Source organism: Flavobacteriales bacterium, assembly GCA_016713875.1.
GTDB lineage: Bacteria > Bacteroidota > Bacteroidia > Flavobacteriales_F > PHOS-HE28 > PHOS-HE28.
This window is the reverse complement of sequence record JADJOI010000003.1, coordinates 1-18,485: the sequence shown is the minus strand read 5'-3', so window position 1 is coordinate 18,485 and position 18,485 is coordinate 1. Positions and strand designations below refer to the sequence as shown.

Below are 18,485 nucleotides of genomic sequence, written 5' to 3'. Positions count from 1 at the left end.
CTGCGTCGCATGCTCTATTGGTTAGCGAACTGCATTCTGCAACCGCTGTGCGTCTGTAATTGACCCTCGCAAAAGTCTTGCGTCGGTCTTCCGGATCGCCTTCGCAAGTTCCCACGCATATTCGAACCTGTTCCCCATGTGTTGCAACCTTTCGATGCCCTGTCGTTCGCGCATTGCGCTATTGGTTCTAGGCGCGGAAAGCTCAGCTTGCATTGCTTGGGTAAGGTCTGCATGAATGAATTGCTCCTTCCCGCCTGGAGAGAACAAGTGCAGGCGTCTCGCCATCCAAGCGAGGGAACCCTCAACCTTGCCTTGCAGCAGGCTTCCGGCTGCACCTTCGGGCACACCATTGGCCTTGAGCAAAGCTGACATCCTGTCTTGAAGGTTTGTAGCCGCTTGTGTAGCTGCCTTTCGCGCATCTACCAACGGCATCAAATCTCCGTATCCTGGTGACCGGGCCACACAGTCTGCTACTTTATCCCAAGCATCGCTATCACCCGACAGAAGCGCATTGCGCGCGTCATTCTTACAGGTGACGGGCATGTTGACAATAAGCGCCTCAACACCCGCTTCCTTGATCTTGCCATCGATCAAAAGGCCTGCGGCACCCTGCATTTCGCGCAGCCCCTCCCGTTCGAGCAACTCATGCGCCCCATCTTTAGCTGCCTTCCTGGCCAGCCTCATCATACAATCCTTGCTCGGATCCTTGGCGCATTGTTTCGCCATTTGCCAATCGAGCCTGGGTCCAAAGAAGGGGATCTCTTCCGCGAACTCTGCAGCCTTGTCTGCGGCATGGTCCAACAAGCGTTGACCAAAGGCTTTGGGATCGAGAACACCTCCAGGTGTGAGTCCCTCCAACGGGAAATTCGCACGGAGCCATTCCAGCTTACTGTCGGAAATTAGTCCTGCCTTGTTTGCAGCACCCAACACTTGTTCGATGTTGATGTCCTTCCAATTGAAGTTCTTCAGGGCTTCAGCGAATTGAGGATCGTTCATTAAGTCAACAATCGATTGGATGCACTCAAGGAACTTGATCGCCTCTTGGTACAGATCGCTCATGTTGTTGAGCAGATCATCCATCGACTTCGGTGTCATGGTATCCTGAAGCCGACCGAGGAAGCTCGCCACATGGTCGAACACCTCAGGCATGATCATGTATGCGATGGCAAGTGCCCTCTCGATCTCGGCGCATGTCTTCTTCTCAGGGTCTATGTATCGACATAGGATATCCCATACTGTCTTGAACCAACGACTGAACGGGCGCTTGATGTGGAACGGTCCCGGATTGTCTTTTGAGCTTGTTCCATTTGAAGCGGCTCCGTCGTTACTTGGATCACCCTGCTGCGGACTCTGATCCACACCACTTTCACGCGCCTGAGCGTTCGCTTTGCTTTCCACACTTCCTCCGGGTTGCCCGTCTGGCTTTCCATCGCTCGGTTTCATCGACTCAGGCAAATGCCGGTTCCGAAGCGTTTGGATAGTCGCAGCCATTCCCTGCTTGCCCATTAGTTCATCCCATCCCTTCTTGAATTGCTGGTTCAGTTTGTCCATTTCGCCGATGTGAGCTGTCGTCCCCACGATGGAACCGTTTCCCGTTGGATCACCCATGCCGTCGAGATACCCCACCTGCTTCCCGAACTCTTCCACCAACTCGTCCATCGCTGGGTCGCCGCCTTGCAACTCTTCCTTCAGCTCTTGCACGTACGCAAACCCGTCTTTGATCAGGACATCGCAGTCCACACCCTGACCCTGACCGATGCATATCGGATAGACCTCTGCCCCATCAGGCCACTTCCCCATTCCCTCCAGCAGTACCTTTAAGGTGCGCGCCGACAATTTCGCCTGTTCTGAGTCCGGCATCGGGAACCAATACCGCAATTGGAGATGATGATAGACCGTAAAGCAAACTTGTCCCGAAGGTGGTATCCATCGGACCCCATCTGGACAATTAATGCGTTGATCCACGTTTCCAGCAAGCCAAGCCACATCCGCATTCCCTGAGGAGAAGGTCGTGAACGCGGATCCCGACTTCATCAGGTAGTCACCAGGTCTGCGGTCTGCCTGCGCTAATGCTGCCGCACTGAACACGAGAATATGGGCAGCAGCTAAGAGCGCCCTGAATCGAGCGGCACGCCAGCATTGGTCCTTCGCATTCATGGCAACGGATCGATTTGCTTCCGGGATCTACCGAACGATGAACTCGATCTCGGGACTTGAGTTGATATCTCCCTTGAAGATTGCTGCTTCCAATCTTTCCCTTACCCTGCCCAGAGCATCAGCACTATTCTCCACCGCGCAGCCCTCGAGCCTCGCACCCGTACCGATCAGAATGCACCCTTTGGTCTGTCTCGTGTAGTTCCCGATATGCATCTGCACATTCTTCCGCCCAGCGACATTCAACAATTCTACTCGCCACCCCAATTTGCCATCAGTCCGAATGAAACCAGAGTAAGACCCCGTTGGAATAGCGCTGAGGTCATTGATGTTATACAGCCATGGCAGTTCAAGCGTGTATGCTACCACCTCGTCATCAACCAAGAGGTAGCCCATAATGCAACCAGTCGCCTCCGACTTCCGCTCGACCACAACCTCCAATTGACTTGGTGGCTGCATGCTTAGCAGAAGCGAGCTTCCCGCGAGAAGGCCTAGGGAGGTAAAGCGTAGCATGTTCAGTCGTGTGGTTAGGAAAGTTTCCCGAATTTCTTCAGCACCCTACATGTTCCTTCGGTACTGCCCCCCAACTTCAAACATGGCAGCAGTCAGTTGCCCCAGCGAACAGTACTTCGTCGCTTCCATCAAAACAGCGAACATGTTCTCGTTCCGGATCGCCGCCTGCTGAAGATCCTTGATCGCCTTCGCCGCCTCTTCCGTGTACGCCTGCTTCAAGTTCTCCACAGTCGCTATCTGTGCCTCCTTCTCTTCCTCCGTCGCTCGTATGACTTCTTTCGGCAGGATCGTCGGCGACCCCTTGCTCGATAGGAAGGTGTTCACCCCGATGATGGGATACTCGCCCGTGTGCTTGAGGGTCTCGTAGTACAAGCTCTCTTCTTGGATCCGACTGCGCTGGTACATCGTTTCCATCGCGCCCAAGACACCACCACGTTCCGTGATCCGATCGAACTCCGTCAAAACCGCTTCCTCAACGAGATCCGTCAATTCTTCGATGATGAAGCTGCCTTGCAGCGGGTTCTCGTTCTTGGCCAGGCCGAGCTCTTTGTTGATGATGAGCTGGATGGCCATGGCGCGGCGCACGCTCTCTTCGGTGGGCGTGGTGATGGCCTCGTCGTAGGCGTTGGTGTGCAGGCTATTGCAGTTGTCGTAGATCGCGTAAAGCGCCTGGAGCGTGGTGCGGATGTCGTTGAAGTCGATCTCCTGCGCGTGGAGGCTGCGGCCGCTGGTCTGGATGTGGTACTTGAGCATCTGGCTGCGCTCGTCGGCCCCGTAGCGGTGCTTGAGCGCTTTGGCCCAGAGGCGGCGCGCCACGCGGCCCATCACGGCGTACTCGGGGTCCATGCCGTTGCTGAAGAAGAAGCTCAGGTTGGGCGCGAAGGCGTTGATGTCCATGCCCCGGCTAAGGTAGTACTCCACGTAGGTGAAGCCGTTGGCCAGGGTGAAGGCGAGCTGGCTGATGGGGTTGGCGCCGGCCTCCGCGATGTGGTAGCCGCTGATGCTGACGCTGTAGAAGTTGCGGACCTTCTTGTCGATGAAGTACTGCTGCACGTCGCCCATCAAGCGCAGCGCGAACTCGGTGCTGAAGATGCAGGTGTTCTGCGCCTGGTCCTCCTTCAGGATGTCGGCCTGCACGGTGCCGCGGACCTGCGCGAGGGTGTCGGCTTTGATCTTCTCGTAGACGTCGGCGGGGAGGACTTGGTCGCCGGTAATTCCGAGAAGGAGGAGGCCTAGGCCGTTGTTGCCGACGGGTAAATGCCCCTCACCCCCGGCCCCTCTCCCAAGGAGAGGGGGGCCCTGACTGGCGGCGTTGGAGGAATGCCCCTCACCCCGGCCCTCTCCCGAGGAGAGGGAGGAATGCGCATCACGCTGGGAAAAGTCGGGGCGCATGTTGAGTGCGTCGTCGATGGCCTTCTTCACTTTGAAGACATCGGCCAAGACCTCTTCGTTGCGGAAGCGGATGACCTGGAATCCACGCTCCGTAAGATGCAGGGTGCGGACGGCATCTTCTTCTTTCTGAAGGTCGTGAATGTCGCCATCGACTTCAATGACCAATTGTTTGGGCAACGACACGAAGTCGACGATGAAGTTGTCGATGATGTGTTGCCTGCGGATGCGCCCACCGGTTGCGTTGCCGCGTATCGCCTGCCAGAGCTTGTCTTCGGCTTCGGTCGGGCTCTTGCGCATACTGTTGGCGTAGACCATCAGCTTAGCAGCAGTTGCAGGGTCCGCCGTCATATAGGCATGCACTGTGTCGTCGTCCTCGGGTTCTATCCCCCTCTCCTTGGGAGAGGGGTTAGGGGTGAGGGCGTATTGCGGCCGCTCCTTCCCTTTCCATTTCTCCGCGATCTTCTTCTCCACCTCTTCCAGCAGTCCGTTCTCCCGGATGTACTTCTCGCAATTCTGGTCGATCGCGGCGTTCATGAAGAAGCCGAGCAGCATGGGCGCGGGACCGTTGATGGTCATGCTCACGCTGGTGTTGGGCGCGGTGAGGTCGAAGCCGCTGTATAGCTTCTTGGCATCGTCCAGGCAGCAGATGCTCACGCCGCTGTTGCCCACCTTGCCGTAGATGTCCGGACGTCGGCCGGGGTCGTTGCCGTAGAGCGTGACGCTGTCGAACGCGGTGCTGAGGCGCTTGGCGGGCAGGCCCTGGCTCACGTAGTGGAAGCGCTTGTTGGTGCGCTCCGGGCCGCCCTCGCCGGCGAACATGCGCGCGGGGTCCTCGCCCTGGCGCTTGAAGGGGTAGATGCCTGCGGTGTAGGGGAAGAAGCCGGGCGTGTTCTCCTGCATGGCCCAGCGCACCTTGTCGCCCCAGCTCTTGAACTTCGGCAGCGCCACCTTCGGGATCTTCAAATGCGAGAGGCTCTCGGTGTGGTTGGGCACCTTGATCTCCTTGCCGCGCACCTGGTAGGTGTAGAACTCGCCGCTGTACTTCTCCTCTTCAGCCTGCCAGCCGGTGAGCATGGACCAGAGGTGGGGGTCGAGGTCTTTCTTGATGGACTCGAACTTCGAAATGAGGGCTTCAAGCTGCAAGCCACTAGCCTCAAGCTTGTTCGGGGTCGAGCTTGAAGCTTGAGTCTTGAGGCTTGAAGCTTCGAGCAGGTCAGGCCCTCCGAACGTGATGACAGCCGAGTACAACCCATACAGTTGGTCCGCAATACCGGCCTGTTTCCGCACCCGTTCATCATACCTCCGGTTGTTCTCGCTGATCTCGCTCAGGTACCTGCTCTTCGCGGGCGGGATGATCCACACCTTCTCGCTCATCTCGTCGTGCGCGTGGAAGGTGCTGTGGAAGTCGACGCCGGTCTTGGACTTGATGGTCTCCATCAAGCGCACGTAAAGGTTATTGGTGCCGGGATCGTTGAACTGGCTGGCGATGGTGCCCACCACGGGCAGGTCATCGTCGTTGGCGTCCCACAGGTTGTGGTTTCGCTTGTACTGCTTCTTCACGTCGCGCAGGGCATCGAGGGCGCCGCGCTTGTCGAACTTGTTGATGGCCACCACGTCGGCGAAGTCGAGCATGTCGATCTTCTCCAGCTGCGTGGCCGCGCCGAACTCCGGCGTCATGATGTAGAGCGAAACATCGCTGTGGTCCAGGATCTCGGTGTCGCTCTGGCCGATGCCGCTGGTCTCCAGGATGATCAGGTCGAAGCCCGAGGCCTTCAGGATGCTCACGGCCTCCTTCACGTGCTTGCTCAGGGCGAGGTTGCTCTGGCGCGTGGCGAGGCTCCGCATGTACACACGTTCCCCGCGGATGCTGTTCATGCGGATGCGGTCGCCCAGCAGCGCGCCGCCGGTCTTGCGCTTGCTCGGATCCACGGAAATAACTCCGATCGTCTTCGTCGGTTGATCCAGGATGAAACGACGAATCAGCTCGTCCACCATGCTGCTCTTGCCCGCGCCGCCCGTGCCCGTGATGCCTAGCACCGGGGCCTTGCTCGCTTCGGCCTTCTTGTGGATCTCGTCGGCGATCGTGGCGAACACCTCCGGATGGTTCTCCGCCGTGCTGATCAATTTGGCGATGGCCGGCCAGTTCTGCGGCGTCAGCTTCTTCGCTTCACCATTGACTTTATCGCTCAGATCGTAGTCCGCCTTCTCGAGCATGTCGTTGATCATGCCCTGCAGGCCCATCGCACGACCGTCATCCGGATGGTACAAGCGCGTGATGCCGTACGCGTGCAACTCCTTGATCTCCTCGGGCAGGATGGTCCCGCCGCCGCCGCCGAAGATCTTGATATGACCCGCGCCCTTCTCTTTGAGCAGGTCGTGCATGTACTTGAAGTACTCGGTGTGCCCGCCCTGGTAGCTCGTCATGGCGATAGCGTGCGCATCCTCCTGGATCGCAGTGTTCACCACATCCTCCACACTGCGGTCGTGCCCCAGGTGGATCACCTCGGCGCCGGTGCTCTGGATGATCCGCCTCATGATGTTGATCGCCGCGTCATGCCCATCGAAAAGTGAAGCAGCGGTCACCACCCTGATCTTATTCTTCGGAACGTATGGGGAAGCTTGAACGAATGTTGACATGGCGTGAAGTTACCGGAGAGGTGTGGGTTCTAGTGATGTGTCGATGCGTCAAGCATGTTGAGCGACGTAGGAGCGAAATCCCGCCTAAGCGGGAATGTTGATGGCGGCGTCGTGACCATCGAACAGGGATGCGGCCGTTACAACACGGATCTTGTTCTTGGGGACGTAAGGGGCAGCTTGAACGAAAGTGGTCATTGGTATGTCGATGGGCTGGTGGCCGGTAGTGGGGCGAAGTTACCGGAGGCGCGGTTACGGTGCGGTGCGCACTGAGGCTCAGGCTTATTCACCCGTCTGCCGCGACCTTCCCTTGGGGGGCAACTACGGAATAAGTACTCGATCTAAATTTGAGCGTCATGCGGGCTTTGGTTCTTGTAGCAAGCCTGGTCACAACCATGAGCGTTGTGGCACAAGAGCCCAAGAAGGGACTTGGCCTCGACATCGGGCTTTCCCCATCGTATGTATATACAGAGCCGGTGGAAGCGGACAATTGGAACGGCAACAAGTCCGATTTTGGACTTGAATTGGATGCAGCGGTCAATTGGAGCTTTCCCAAGGGTCGTGGAGCTTTGGGCCTAGGAGGAGGTCTCTTCCTGTGGGGCGACCGTATCCTGTATCCTGTGTTCATACAGGTCACCGCAGACCCTACCGCATGGTGCGATGACTGTTCCTTGAGCCGCGGGATCTGGCTGCGCACCTCCATCGACGCCAGGATGGGCGCGATACTTGGTAACGTGGAGACCACCGCAGGGCCCTTGCGCCCGGATCTCTTTTCCGAGGTCGGGCTTCGGTATCGCCTAGCAGTTAACGCCCGGTCGCGATTCCATGCCGGTATCCGCCTGAGCATGTTCTCCTTTCGAGGGCCCTACCAGATCCAAGTGGTAGGGGGCTGGCAGGACTCAAAGCCCAGTTTCCTCACTGCCGGCCCGGCACTTTGGATGACCTTTTAAGTTCGTTCTGGTGCGCGCTCAGTGCGTGTCGCAATAACATATCGCTACCCGCTCTGGCGGTAGTTCTATCGCTGGGCGCCGCCAAACTTGCCGGCATACCGCCCCAGCAGGTCCCACACACGCTTGTGGTGTTCCCAGCCTTCCATGTCCGTGTTCACCACCATGTACCGGCCCAGACCGGTGCTGCGCTCCACGAAGAACATCGAGAAGAGCCCCGGGTCGCCACCGGTGTGCCCGAAGTACCCCTCCGAGCTGAACCCGATGGTGATGCCGATGTTATGCTCATCGGTGAACGGGCCTGTGGCGCGGTCCACGAAGTTGGAGTCCACGAGTTGCTCGCGGAAGTACTCCGCATAGGAGGCCTTGTTCAGCAGCTTCCCGCGTCCGTGGTAGCCTTGCACCAGCTCCGCCATGTAGCGCGCGAAGTCGCTGCTGGTGGTCACCATGCCGCCATCGGGATAGGTGGCGCAGAAGTAGCGCGGGAACGTTTCGGTACGCGTGCGGTACAACAACGATAGCGCGGTGTCCGGCAGCAGTTCGCCATGCCAAGTGGATGATCGCATGCCCAACGGATCCAGGATGTGCTGCTGGGTGAACGCGTCGAACGCCACTCCCGAAGCCTTCTCCACGATGAGCGCCGCCAGCGTGGCGCCGATGTTGGAGTAAGCGAACCGGGACCCGGGTCCGGTCGCAGCGAATGCACTGTCGCTGTACCACACACCATCCTTCGCCAGGTAGCGCCGCAGGAATTCCTCCATCGATACGGCCGTGTTCGGCGCACTGAACCGACACGCACCGATATCGAGGGTCAGGTTCCGGGCCAGGTCCGTGGTATCGCGCAGGATCCACGCTCGGAACAAGTATTCCCGGTTGTCGGTGATGCTCGAGGTATGCGTCACCAGATGGCGCACCGTGATCGCCGTGTTCGGGTGGTGCGGGTTCACCACGGTGAACGGCAGGTGCTTCGCCACAGGATCATCCAAGTGCAGCAGGCCGAGTTCCTGCGCCTTCATCAGCGCGAGGCCGATGAAGGTCTTCGAAATGGAGGCGATGGGCTGCCGCGTGTTCGCAGTGTATGGGGTCTTCCGCGCCACGTCGGCCATGCCGAATCCGTTCGCATACAGCACGCCGGTGCTATCCACCACAGCAACTCCGAACCCATTGAAATCAGCCTCCTTGAAATGAGTTCGAGCGAATCGCTCAACTCCTGACGCATCCGATCGCTTGGGTCAGGTGCACGGTCTTGGCCACACGAATGGAGTGTGAGGATCGAGACGACCATTAAGATCCGCAGAGCATGGTGCATGAGCACAAGATAGACAGCACGGGCTCTGCCGGATCCCGGTGCGCGATGAGCAAGGTGGTGAGATAGGCTCAACATGGATGAAGGATCGAGCGGTCCTGGGCCCCATTCTGCGTTCTACTTTTTTTGCATTCTTCATTACCTGTTCGAACTCTGCGCTTGCATCAGCGAATTATCGCGAAGTGCAAAGCAGCGTGCCCCCCCACCTCACCCGTCTTCTCCCTACATTCGTTCAATATGCGTGCCTCCCTACTCTCCGTGCTTCTTCTTCCGCTGCTGGCCTGCGCTCAGAGCTGGTGTCCTCCGGGGGCGACATGGGTACACAACTACGCCGACTATCTATTCGGCGGTGCACAGGGCGTGACCCGTGTCGTCTATGAGGGGGACACGACGGTGGGCGGCTTCGTGGCCCAGAAGCTTCGCGAAACGAATGTCATCGCACCATGGGGCTCCAGCGAATACACCTCCTTCACCTATCCGAACCCCATGCTCACGCGCTACGCCGATGGCGTGGTGTACACTTGGAACGCATGGCCCGGCGAATACGACACCTTGATGTGGTTCAGCGCCTCACCCGGTCAGTTCTGGTCCGGACCAGGCATGAATGATGATCCGTACGCCAGGCTCACTGTGCTTGATACCTCAACCGTTATCGTCGATGGCGTTCCCCTTCGCCAATTGCTGATCGAGCGATCGCTCTGGGAATGGGCCCCTCCAGACACGTTGCGCGAGCGAATGGGCTTTTCGTTCAACTACCTCGATGGCTGGTCATGGTTCATTACCGATCAACCATGGTCCGGACTGCGCTGTTATACGGATGATGAGATCACGTTCACAACCGCGAACGTGACGGATTGCGGTCTTACACTTCGGGTCCATGAACGCCGGGCAGGCGGTGTTCTTTGCTTGCCCCCAACCCCGGCACCACCCACTTCACACTGAGCGGAGTCGAGGGTATCTCCTCCCGGCCCGCACACCATCACCCTCTTCGATGCCACCGGCCGCATGGTACTGCAACAACATACCTCCGATGCCTGGCCGTGATCAGCACGGAAGCGCTGCCCGCCGGGGTGTATCGCATTACCGGCGCGATGAGCGAGGTCTGATGACCCATACGATGTGGGTGAAGGAGTGAGGCATCCCCATCGAGCCGGGATCTCAGCGAAGGCGGACCACGCGCTCAGCCCAGCCCTCGTCAGGGAATACAAAGCGCCCGGGGGACCGTGCCATCGGGTCCTTCTCCACCTTCGGCTTGGTGAAGACGCGGAACGCGAGGTAGAGGGCAACCCCGCCAATGGAAACGCTCAGGAGGCGACCGGACAAGGTCCACGGATCGCCGCCGTCCTTCACAAAATGGCTCAGGTCCTTCACCAAGCCCAATGCCCCCAACACGTTGCCCCAGCCGACCCATTCAAAGACCTGCCCCTGCCAGCGGTACAGGCTAACCCCCATCAACAACGTGGCGATGGGGACAAGGCTCAGATAGGACGTGGCCTGGTCCAGGCCGATGGCCCCATGCATCAGGGGCCGTGCCAGGCGAAGAAAGGCGGATGCCGCGATCAGGCCCAACAGGGCGAGATGCAGGTGCGATAGCGTTCACGGGCCAGCGACGAGGGCAAGTAGCGCACCACCTCGGCCACCTTCTTCGGCTTGGCTTCAGGGAACTGCAGCATCAGGTTGTCGAACACCTGCTGCTTGGGTAGGCCATAGCCCAGCAGCTCTTCCGCCTTGGTGCGTATCGCCTTGTCGCTCATGACCGGACAAAGGTGCCGCATCTGTTCCGGCAGTGACCAGCCTTGGTGGAGGACCTGGACCATTCATCCGTTCAGGCCAGCGGGCGGCTTGGGCTTCCGTCAAGGCAGGGCTTTCCTTCGGGTCGCCTATTTTCCGCCATGGCCCTCCCCGCATCCGCACCCGCCGAATACGACGACGCATGCGCCGAAGCCCGCCGCGACCCCGAAGGGTACTGGGCGGACCTGGCCGGGCATTTCACCGGCATCGAAAGTGGGACAGCACCCTGCAGTGGGACTTCGAGAAGCCCGATGTCAAGTGGTTCATCGGCGGCCAGCCAACATCACCGAGAACTGCCTGGACCGGCACCTGAAGCAGCGCGGCAACAAGCTCGCGATCATCTGGGAGCCGAACGACCCGAAGGAGCGCTTCGTGCGACTGACCTACCGCGAGCCTGCATGAGCGCGTGCCAGTACGCCAACGTCCTGAAGCGCAACGGCGCAAAAGGGCGACCGCATCTGCATCTACATGCCCATGGTGCCCGAGCTGGTGATCGCCACGCTGGCCTGCGGCGCATCGGGGCCATCCACAGTGGTGTTCTGCGGCTTCAGCAGCGCGAGCCTGGCGGACCGCATCCAGGATGCCGAGGCCACCATGGTGCTGACCAGCGACGGCCTGAACCGCGGGCACAAGCAGATCCCCGTGAAACGCGTGGTGGACGAGGCGCTGGAGACCTGTCCCACGGTGCAAAAGGTGATCGTGGCCGAGCGACTGGGCTGGAGCGTGGACATGCAGGAAGGCCGCGATGTGTGGCTGCACGACGAACTGCCACAGGTGCACAAGCACTGTCCCGCCGAAGTGATGGACGCGATGGATCCCTCTTCATCCTCTTACACCAGCGGCACCACCGGCAAGCCCAAAGGCGTGGTGCACACCTGCGGCGGTTACATGGTGTACACCGAATACAGTTTCCTAACGTGTTCCAGGTCGAGGAGAGCGACGTGTGTTGGTGTACGGCCGATGTGGGCTGGATCACCGGCCACAGCTACATCATCTACGGCTATGCTTGAACGGCGCCACCTCGCTGGTGTTCGAGGGGGTGCCCACCTTCCCCGATGCGGGCCGCTTCTGGCAGGTGATGACAAGCACGGGGTGAACATCTTCTACACCGCGCCCACCGCCATCCCGCGGCCTGATGGCGCCGGTCTGGACCACGTGCTGGCGTACTCGCTGGACAGCCTGCGGGTGATCGGCAGCGTGGGCGAACCCATCAACGAAGAGGCGTGGAACTGGTACAAGATCCATGTGGGCGGGACCGCTGTCCCATTGTGGACACGTGGTGGCAGACGGAGACCGGCGCCATCATGATCAGCACCATGGCCGGGGTGAACGACGAGAACCCGCGCACGCCGCATGGCCGCTGCCCGGTGTGCAGCCCGTGCGCTCACGCCCGAGGGCAAGGGGGAGATCACCGGGAACGAGGTGGAAGGCCTGCTGTGCATGAAGTTCCCTGGCCCAGCATCCTTCGCACCACCTGGGGCGACCACGAGCGCTGCCGCCAGACCTACTTCAGCAGTTACAAAGGCTACTACTTCACCGGCGACGGCGCTAAGCGCGATGCCGATGGCCGCTACCCGCATCATCGGTCGGGTGGACGATGTGATCAACGTGAGCGGCCACCGCTTCGGCACGGCCGAGATCGAGAACGCCATCAACCAGGCCAAGGGCGTGGTGGAGAGCGCCGTGGTGGGCTATCCGCACGACATCAAGGACAGGGCATCTACGCCTATGTGGTGTGCGAGAAGCCGATCCCTGTGATGATGCGAACGCTGCAGGGAACATGCGCGGCGAGATCATCGAGGCCGTGGTGGCCGGCATCGGCCGCATCGCCAAGCCGGACAAGATCCAGTTCGTGACCGGCCTGCCGAAGACGCGCAGCGGGAAGATCATGCGGCGCATCCTACGGAAGGTGGCGGAGAACGAGCTGGGGAGCTTGGGGGATACTTCTACCCTGCTGGATCCGGCGGTGGTGGAAGAGATCAAGGGGGGGCGGGTGTGAGGGCGGCGGCTGATCACGTATCTTGCACTCCGATACGATCCCATGACCACCAAGCTCACCCTCTCGGTCCACCGAAGTTCAAGCGCACGGCGCCATACTCAGCCGTAGGCGGAAGAAGAGCATCAGCGCCCTGTTCGTGGAGTTCGTGGAACGGGAGGCCAAGCGGGAGAAGGATCCCTTCGCCACCTTGGAGGAGTTGTGGAAGGACAACCCGGTCACCGCTGAAGAGCTGCGCGAGAAGGCATGGAAACGATCCTGATCGATACCAGCGTACTGATAGGCCGCTTCCGGCGCGAGCCAAAGGCCATGGCGGCCCTGGAACGCGTGGAGGGCAGCGGTATCGTCCTCTGCGATGCGATCGTGGCGGAGGTCCTTGCGGGTACCCGCACCAAGGCGGAATACAGCGCGACCAAGAAGGAGCTGCTCACCAAGTTCCATGTACTGCCCTTCACCATGGAAGTATCGGTGTGCTTTCGCAAAGCTCCTGGATCGTGAGCATCGGACGGGACATCCACTTCGCCGATCAGTCATCGCGGCAACGGCCCTTGCCCACCCCTGCTCACCCTCGATACCAAGCACTTCAAGGATATCGAAGGGCTGACCTGGCGTGATCATCGGCCGCATCGCCAAGCCGGACAAGGATCCAGTTCGCATGCGGTTCGCCGAAAACGCGGAGTGGGATGATCGCGCGGCGCATCCTGCGGAAGGTGGCGGAGAATGAGCTGGGGAGTTTGGGGAACCCTCTACCCTGCTGGATCCGGCGGTGGTGGAAAAGATCAAGGGAGGGCGGGTCTGACAGGCATCTTGTCCTGTCAGGCGCGATCACTCTGCAGATGTTTGCCAGTTCATTGGGCCGCCTGGCGGGCTGTCCGCTGTGGTGTCCTTGTCCCGGCCTGCGTTCGCGGGGCTGCGGTGGCTTCCTCCGGTCGCCTCCTCGCTCCACGCGTCCGCATGTCCGGGCCTTCAGCCAGCCGCCGCTTCCATCCCGGGCGGGGACTTCTCGGTCATGTCGAGTACCGTGAGACCAATCATCCAGCTGGCGCTCCATTCATCGGGAGGTCCCGGTGCTTACATTTCGCTTCAAGATCCCAAGGTGAAGAAATACACCATTCACAAGAGGCTAATGGCCTTGTTGGTGAACACCAAACGCCATACCTCCTCAGCTTGTTGATGGTCCACCACCATGCTGGCTTCGTCGAGGTATCGCCCTTAATATTTTTAATGGATAAGATGCCCGGTCGAACCACATCGTGGGCCGGAAAGGGACCCAGACCCAGCACGCAAAGGAAGAAGGCTACGATACGATTCATGTAAGAAAACCGGTAATCATGGATATGGGTCATTCAATCGGTCCGGCCTTGTTTTGGCATTTTGCCGCATTCTGTATTCCTTGTTCTTCCAAGTTCTGCCTCACACCTCCCTCACCCCCACCTCCCCCCTTCAGCTTCCGGAAGTGCTTGTCCTGCGTGATGGGGGATGTGTTCGTGGTTGAGATGCTCCATCCCCTGCCTACCTTTGAAGTATGTTACGCGAGCTGATCTCCCGCGACACAGAAGGCTTCAAGCGCCTGTGCGAAAGGCATCAGGTGGCTCGCTGCTGCCTTTGGATCTTCGGTTCATGGGCCGTTCAACGCGGAAAAGCGATGTGGACCTGGTGGTGGACCTGAAGGCACGCGACCCGCCCAAAAACTTTCGGGAACTGATGCTGGACCTGTGGGACAAACTGGAAGCTTTCTTTGGCCGCCGGGTGGACCTGCTGACCATGCGCTCGGTGAAGAACCCGGTGATGCGCGAGGGTGATCGAACGGACCAAGGTGCTGGTGTACGATGGAAGCCAAGCGCAAGTACTGGTCTGATATCATCCTCGCTCTGGATGCGATCAACATCCATTTGCGAGGCATCACGACCTACGAGCAATATGCTGCCTCCATTACCGTGAAGGACGCTGTTGAGCGCAGGTTGATCATCATTGGCGAGGCCGTCTACAAGCTGATGCTGCTCGACCCGGACGACCCGATCGAGGACGCCGAAGATCCGCGCCTTCCGGAACCGCTTGGTGCATTCGTACGATGCCACGGACGACATGACCGTAATGGGCGATCTCCGGAATCACCTTGGTCCGCTGGAAACTGGCAGAGGAGCGAAGTCGGTGATGGCCGTGGTGGTCAGCATCGGCCGCATCGCTAAGCCGGACAGGATCCATTCGTGAGCGGGTTGCCCAAGACATGCAGTGGCAAAGATCTTACGCGGCGCATCCTGCGGAAGGTGGCGGAGAACGAACTGGGAGGCTTGGGGACACCTCACGCTTCTGGACCCGCGGTGGTGGAGAGATCGAGGCGGGGCGGGTGTGAGGCGCTACGGCTACGGCCCCAACCGCACCGACCCGCTTCCGATCACCGTGGCCGCACCGGGTCACCGTAGTACCGCACGTCGCCCATCGAAGAGCTGCGTTCAACCGTTGCTGCGCCCGGCAGATGATGTCGGCCACGCCGCTGTTGTTCACGTTCACCTCCTGCCCGCCAGTGCGCCGGCGTCGATGGGCCCCAGGAAGCCGCTGTACAGATGGGCCACGCCGCGGCGGCCCGCCAGCCGCACATCGCCCGCGCCCGTGTGCAGGCCCACGTGAGGTATCCACCGCGAGCGGCAGGTCCACCGTGCCTGGGCGTTGCGCTGCTCGATGCGGAACACCTGCTGGCGCACGGTGTCCGCTGCATGTACGTTCCCGTGCCGCGCAGCTCCAGTTCCATCACCGCCTCCAGCGGCACGCGCACGGTGATGCGCGGTCGGAAGCTGCACCCAGTTGCCGGTTCTCATTGCGCACCGTCAACGTGCCGGCCTCCACTTCCGTCACCACCTGGTCAAGCAGGTTGGCACCACCCTCCACCACCAACGTGCCGGACTCCCTGTTCTCCAGGACGAGGTCGATCCGGTTCCTCCGTGACGCATCCGAGTAGAAAAGAGCCCAGGCCGCGTTCTCCAAGCGTTCCGGTCCTGTGCTCGTCACGCATCGTCCCTGCTCGCCTCACGGGAGGCGAGCAACAGCAACAACAGGGAAACGCTCGGCTCGTGCGACCATCGGTAACCGAATCCAAATTCCCGTGATCCGCCACTGCGTGTGGTCTTCAGCGCCGTGTGCGCATTCAGGTGGCGGCCGATGCGATAGCGACAGCCCATCCGTGGAACACTGCGGCCTGCTCGGGCACGGTGTATGCGTAAGCCCCATGTGCAGGAAGCGTCGCCACGCCCGAAGAGGTCAAGTGCGTAGCCTGCATGGAGCCCGGCCTGCGTGGCGAGCGCCAACCGCCCTTTGTCCGCAAGGATTCCTGCTCGCTGCGCAGCGCCCCTGTTGAAGACGTCCACCCAGAGGCCACTGCCGACTTGCGCGTCGCGCCACTGCACCCTGCCCGATCGGGCTGTACACGCTGTGCTGGCCGTTCTCCGGTCGTCCGGTCTCGCTCCAGAACAACGACCCACCACGCTTGCTCGCGCCGCGGGCTGCTCCAGCGGAACGGTATCCTTCGCGTGCACGTAAGGCGTCACCGGTCCCAATGCCTGCGCCACGCCCAGGCTTGCGCTCAACAGGTTGAGCCCAGGTTGGGCAGGCCGAACGAACCATTGCTCCAGTGGTCGATGCCGAAACCCCGCCGAAATCTCCGTACGGCCGAGAGCGGTGGCGGTAGTAGGCCAACATCAGCTGGATAGCGTGTTGATCCGCGAGCCGATCGCGATCTGCTTGCGTTCTCTTCCTTCGGTCGTACGGTCGCGTCACCAGGCCCAGCCCCCAGCCCAGGCGCATGCCGAGGTCGCCGCGGGCACCGTGCGTGAACGGCAGGGCGGGTAGGGCCGCACACGCAGCGCGCGGCCCCGATGCGTTCCGGGTTGGCCATGGCCCGTGTACATCAGCCCGAACCCGTAGGAAGGGGCCCCGGTGCCGCTGCCGGGGTGGTCACCCGGCAGCCGCCGTTCCACGAAAAGCTCCGGTGCCGTGCAGTGGTCCTCCCACCCGGGATCCAGCTGCTGGGCCGATGCGGCCAGAGAAGCCGAAGTGTCCGCGCAGGCCGATGGCCGCGGGCCGCCTTCCCGGCGAGTGCACAGCAGGAGGACCGCCGCCAGCGCCGAACGCCGACCAGGCCGGCACACCAAGGGATCCGCCGGCGCATACCGCTTGTGTCCGTACTGCTTCATGTACAGGTCATACACCATGCCATCGGCCAGGCCCACCTGCGGCACGAAGATCTCCGCGATCTCCGCCGCATCCAGCACACGCAGGAAGATGTCCGCCGCCGGGATGATGAGTCCGCTGGGTCGGCCCGCAGCCTACCCGGAACCCGGTCCTCAGACTGTAGGGCGGTGATGATCCTGGTGGCGCTGGATGTCGGTCCGCTGCGCCCCTCCCATAGCGGTTGCGTTCTCCTTGAAGCTGCACAGTGTTGCCCCCGGTCCCTACTGCCATCGTCGCCTGTGCTAGGCCGCAGTTCGCCCGTGGAAGTCGAGGAATTCTCCGGCCACACGTGCTCCTTCACCTTGCCGGCCAGCATGAGTTTCGGTGCCACCTGAAGGCTCGCGGTCTTCCCGCGACGGTGGCCCCTTCTCCAGCCAGGTGAGCTCGGTGCTTCCCACCGCCCACAACGATGGAAGAGGTAGCTGCGGTCACTTCAGCAGGTCCTGCAACCAGAAGGTGCTGCGGATCAGGTCTCTCCCTCGCGCCCGCCGTTCACCTCAATATCCACGCCGGTCCCATCTCTACGCGGGCGGTGCCCTGCTGGTGGAGAACCTCCGCTGGCTGGTCGCACAGCATCGCTAGCGAGCCACACCACCACGTTGATCAGCGGGCGGAAGGCCTTCCAGGCTCTTGAACAAGTAGTCGCGCTTGGCGGCCCCGATGGCGCCGCGCGAACACGTCCTCGCCCAGGCGGATGTTACGCGCACCAGCGAGGTCTTGCTGAGTATCGTCCTCCTCGATCCGATGAGTCGATGAGCAGCCGCCGGCGTTGGTTACGTCTGATGGCGGCGTATTTGAGGTCGCGTTCGATAGGGCGAAGGTACCTGGGCTTACAAGCTTTATCGGCGGAACAGTTCTAACGAAGAAACCGAGGCAGTGTGCAGGAGAGACTAGTTGGACAAGAAGGTTGGGAGCAAGTCCCTGTCATTTCTATTGGGACTCCTCAATGCACAGTGTGCTCGGCTCTAGGATAGTAAATAGAAACGGCCTGTTAGAGTTCTGAAGCAACGGACACCTGCTTGGCCCGTTCAGTGGAAGAACAGCCCAAAAGAGCTACCATGAGGCAGGTAGGTGTCTGATGTGGGCGAGCGCGACATTGGATGCAGCCCTGCAGGACGAACGGGACAACGTGGTGTGAAGGAAGAGCGGGTGAAGACCAGCACCAGCGAGCTGCACCGTGTTGCGCAAATGGACCAGGCGCGGGGCCCAAGCAATGGTGCCCGAATATGGTGTGCCTGGAACCGACCGGGCATTACAGCCATGGCGTGGTGAAGACCTTGAGTGGTAGTGGGGGTATCCCCGGTGGATGGCCCACGCCACGGACATCCGCCTGAGCATTGGGATGCAGCGCGGCAAAAGCAATACGGTGGATGCTCCGCGCATCGCACTGTACGCCCACCGGTTCGGGGCAAGGCCCGGCTGCAATTCGGACAGGCGCATCTGGCATTCGCCGAAGCTGCGCGCGCTCTCGGCCCTGCGTGAGCGTTTGGTGAAGGGGCAGACCAGGACAGGGCGGAGTTGAGCGACA

The 18,485-nt window shown here is 60.7% G+C and carries 11 protein-coding genes and 5 pseudogenes; 6 read left to right on the top strand and 10 right to left on the bottom strand.

Annotated features, from left to right (window positions below):
• Positions 1-21 precede the first annotated feature (21 nt).
• From IPJ87_01525 to IPJ87_01505, 5 genes and pseudogenes are all read right to left on the bottom strand, one after another.
• The gene (locus IPJ87_01525; GenBank protein MBK7940553.1) at positions 22-2,157 is read right to left on the bottom strand and encodes a hypothetical protein; all 2,136 of its coding nucleotides are present in this window, start codon (positions 2,155-2,157) and stop codon (positions 22-24) included.
• 555 nt (positions 2,158-2,712) lie between these two features.
• A pseudogene (locus IPJ87_01520) lies at positions 2,713-3,933 on the bottom strand (methylmalonyl-CoA mutase).
• A 129-nt stretch (positions 3,934-4,062) separates the two neighbouring features.
• Positions 4,063-4,407 (bottom strand): annotated as a pseudogene (locus IPJ87_01515) (endonuclease domain-containing protein).
• Between the two features lie 72 nt (positions 4,408-4,479).
• Positions 4,480-6,696 (bottom strand): annotated as a pseudogene (locus tag IPJ87_01510) (methylmalonyl-CoA mutase family protein).
• A 1,012-nt stretch (positions 6,697-7,708) separates the two neighbouring features.
• Positions 7,709-8,836 (bottom strand): annotated as a pseudogene (locus tag IPJ87_01505) (beta-lactamase family protein).
• A gap of 347 nt (positions 8,837-9,183) precedes the next feature.
• Here IPJ87_01505 and IPJ87_01500 point away from each other — a divergent pair.
• A complete protein-coding gene (locus IPJ87_01500; GenBank protein MBK7940552.1) occupies positions 9,184-9,888 on the top strand; it encodes a hypothetical protein in 705 nt (234 codons plus the stop codon).
• A gap of 216 nt (positions 9,889-10,104) precedes the next feature.
• On the opposite strand, the gene IPJ87_01495 is transcribed toward IPJ87_01500, so the two are convergent.
• Both IPJ87_01495 and IPJ87_01490 read right to left on the bottom strand, forming a co-directional pair.
• Entirely contained in the window at positions 10,105-10,515 is a 411-nt protein-coding gene (locus IPJ87_01495) for a hypothetical protein (protein ID MBK7940551.1), read from the bottom strand.
• Positions 10,506-10,700, bottom strand: coding sequence for a hypothetical protein (locus IPJ87_01490; protein ID MBK7940550.1), 195 nt, complete (start codon positions 10,698-10,700; stop codon positions 10,506-10,508). The genes IPJ87_01495 and IPJ87_01490 overlap by 10 nt, the downstream gene beginning before the upstream one ends.
• 138 nt (positions 10,701-10,838) lie before the next feature.
• Between IPJ87_01490 and acs the strand changes: the two are divergent.
• The 4 genes and pseudogenes from acs to IPJ87_01470 all read left to right on the top strand — a co-directional run bounded on the left by acs (position 10,839) and on the right by IPJ87_01470 (position 14,944).
• Positions 10,839-12,736: pseudogene (acs, locus tag IPJ87_01485) on the top strand (acetate--CoA ligase).
• Between the two features lie 243 nt (positions 12,737-12,979).
• The gene (locus tag IPJ87_01480) at positions 12,980-13,231 is read left to right on the top strand and encodes a PIN domain-containing protein (protein ID MBK7940549.1); all 252 of its coding nucleotides are present in this window, start codon (positions 12,980-12,982) and stop codon (positions 13,229-13,231) included.
• Between the two features lie 1,122 nt (positions 13,232-14,353).
• Entirely contained in the window at positions 14,354-14,674 is a 321-nt protein-coding gene (locus IPJ87_01475; protein MBK7940548.1) for a nucleotidyltransferase domain-containing protein, read from the top strand.
• Positions 14,675-14,788: 114 nt separating this feature from the next.
• Positions 14,789-14,944 carry a hypothetical protein gene (locus IPJ87_01470; GenBank protein MBK7940547.1) on the top strand — a complete coding sequence of 52 codons (156 nt, stop codon included), beginning with the start codon at positions 14,789-14,791 and terminating at the stop codon, positions 14,942-14,944.
• 296 nt (positions 14,945-15,240) lie between these two features.
• On the opposite strand, the gene IPJ87_01465 is transcribed toward IPJ87_01470, so the two are convergent.
• The 3 genes from IPJ87_01465 to IPJ87_01455 form a co-directional block, all read right to left on the bottom strand.
• Entirely contained in the window at positions 15,241-15,435 is a 195-nt protein-coding gene (locus IPJ87_01465; protein ID MBK7940546.1) for a hypothetical protein, read from the bottom strand.
• Between the two features lie 46 nt (positions 15,436-15,481).
• Positions 15,482-15,739 carry a DUF2807 domain-containing protein gene (locus IPJ87_01460; protein ID MBK7940545.1) on the bottom strand — a complete coding sequence of 86 codons (258 nt, stop codon included), beginning with the start codon at positions 15,737-15,739 and terminating at the stop codon, positions 15,482-15,484.
• 761 nt (positions 15,740-16,500) lie between these two features.
• A complete protein-coding gene (locus IPJ87_01455) occupies positions 16,501-16,998 on the bottom strand; it encodes a hypothetical protein (protein MBK7940544.1) in 498 nt (165 codons plus the stop codon).
• 1,265 nt (positions 16,999-18,263) lie between these two features.
• On the opposite strand from IPJ87_01455, the gene IPJ87_01450 reads away from it, so the two are divergent.
• Positions 18,264-18,479, top strand: coding sequence for a hypothetical protein (locus IPJ87_01450; GenBank protein MBK7940543.1), 216 nt, complete (start codon positions 18,264-18,266; stop codon positions 18,477-18,479).
• Positions 18,480-18,485: the final 6 nt, after the last annotated feature.

Excerpts from the sequence above, each read along its gene's own strand:
- IPJ87_01500 (MBK7940552.1), top strand. The coding sequence starts at position 9,184 with ATGCGTGCCTCCCTACTCTCCGTGCTTCTTCTTCCGCTGCTGGCCTGC.
- IPJ87_01450 (MBK7940543.1), top strand. The coding sequence starts at position 18,264 with ATGGCCCACGCCACGGACATCCGCCTGAGCATTGGGATGCAGCGCGGC.
- IPJ87_01490 (MBK7940550.1), bottom strand. The coding sequence starts at position 10,700 with ATGAGCGACAAGGCGATACGCACCAAGGCGGAAGAGCTGCTGGGCTAT.
- IPJ87_01480 (MBK7940549.1), top strand. The coding sequence starts at position 12,980 with ATGGAAACGATCCTGATCGATACCAGCGTACTGATAGGCCGCTTCCGG.
- IPJ87_01525 (MBK7940553.1), bottom strand. The coding sequence starts at position 2,157 with ATGAATGCGAAGGACCAATGCTGGCGTGCCGCTCGATTCAGGGCGCTC.
- IPJ87_01475 (MBK7940548.1), top strand. The coding sequence starts at position 14,354 with ATGGGCCGTTCAACGCGGAAAAGCGATGTGGACCTGGTGGTGGACCTG.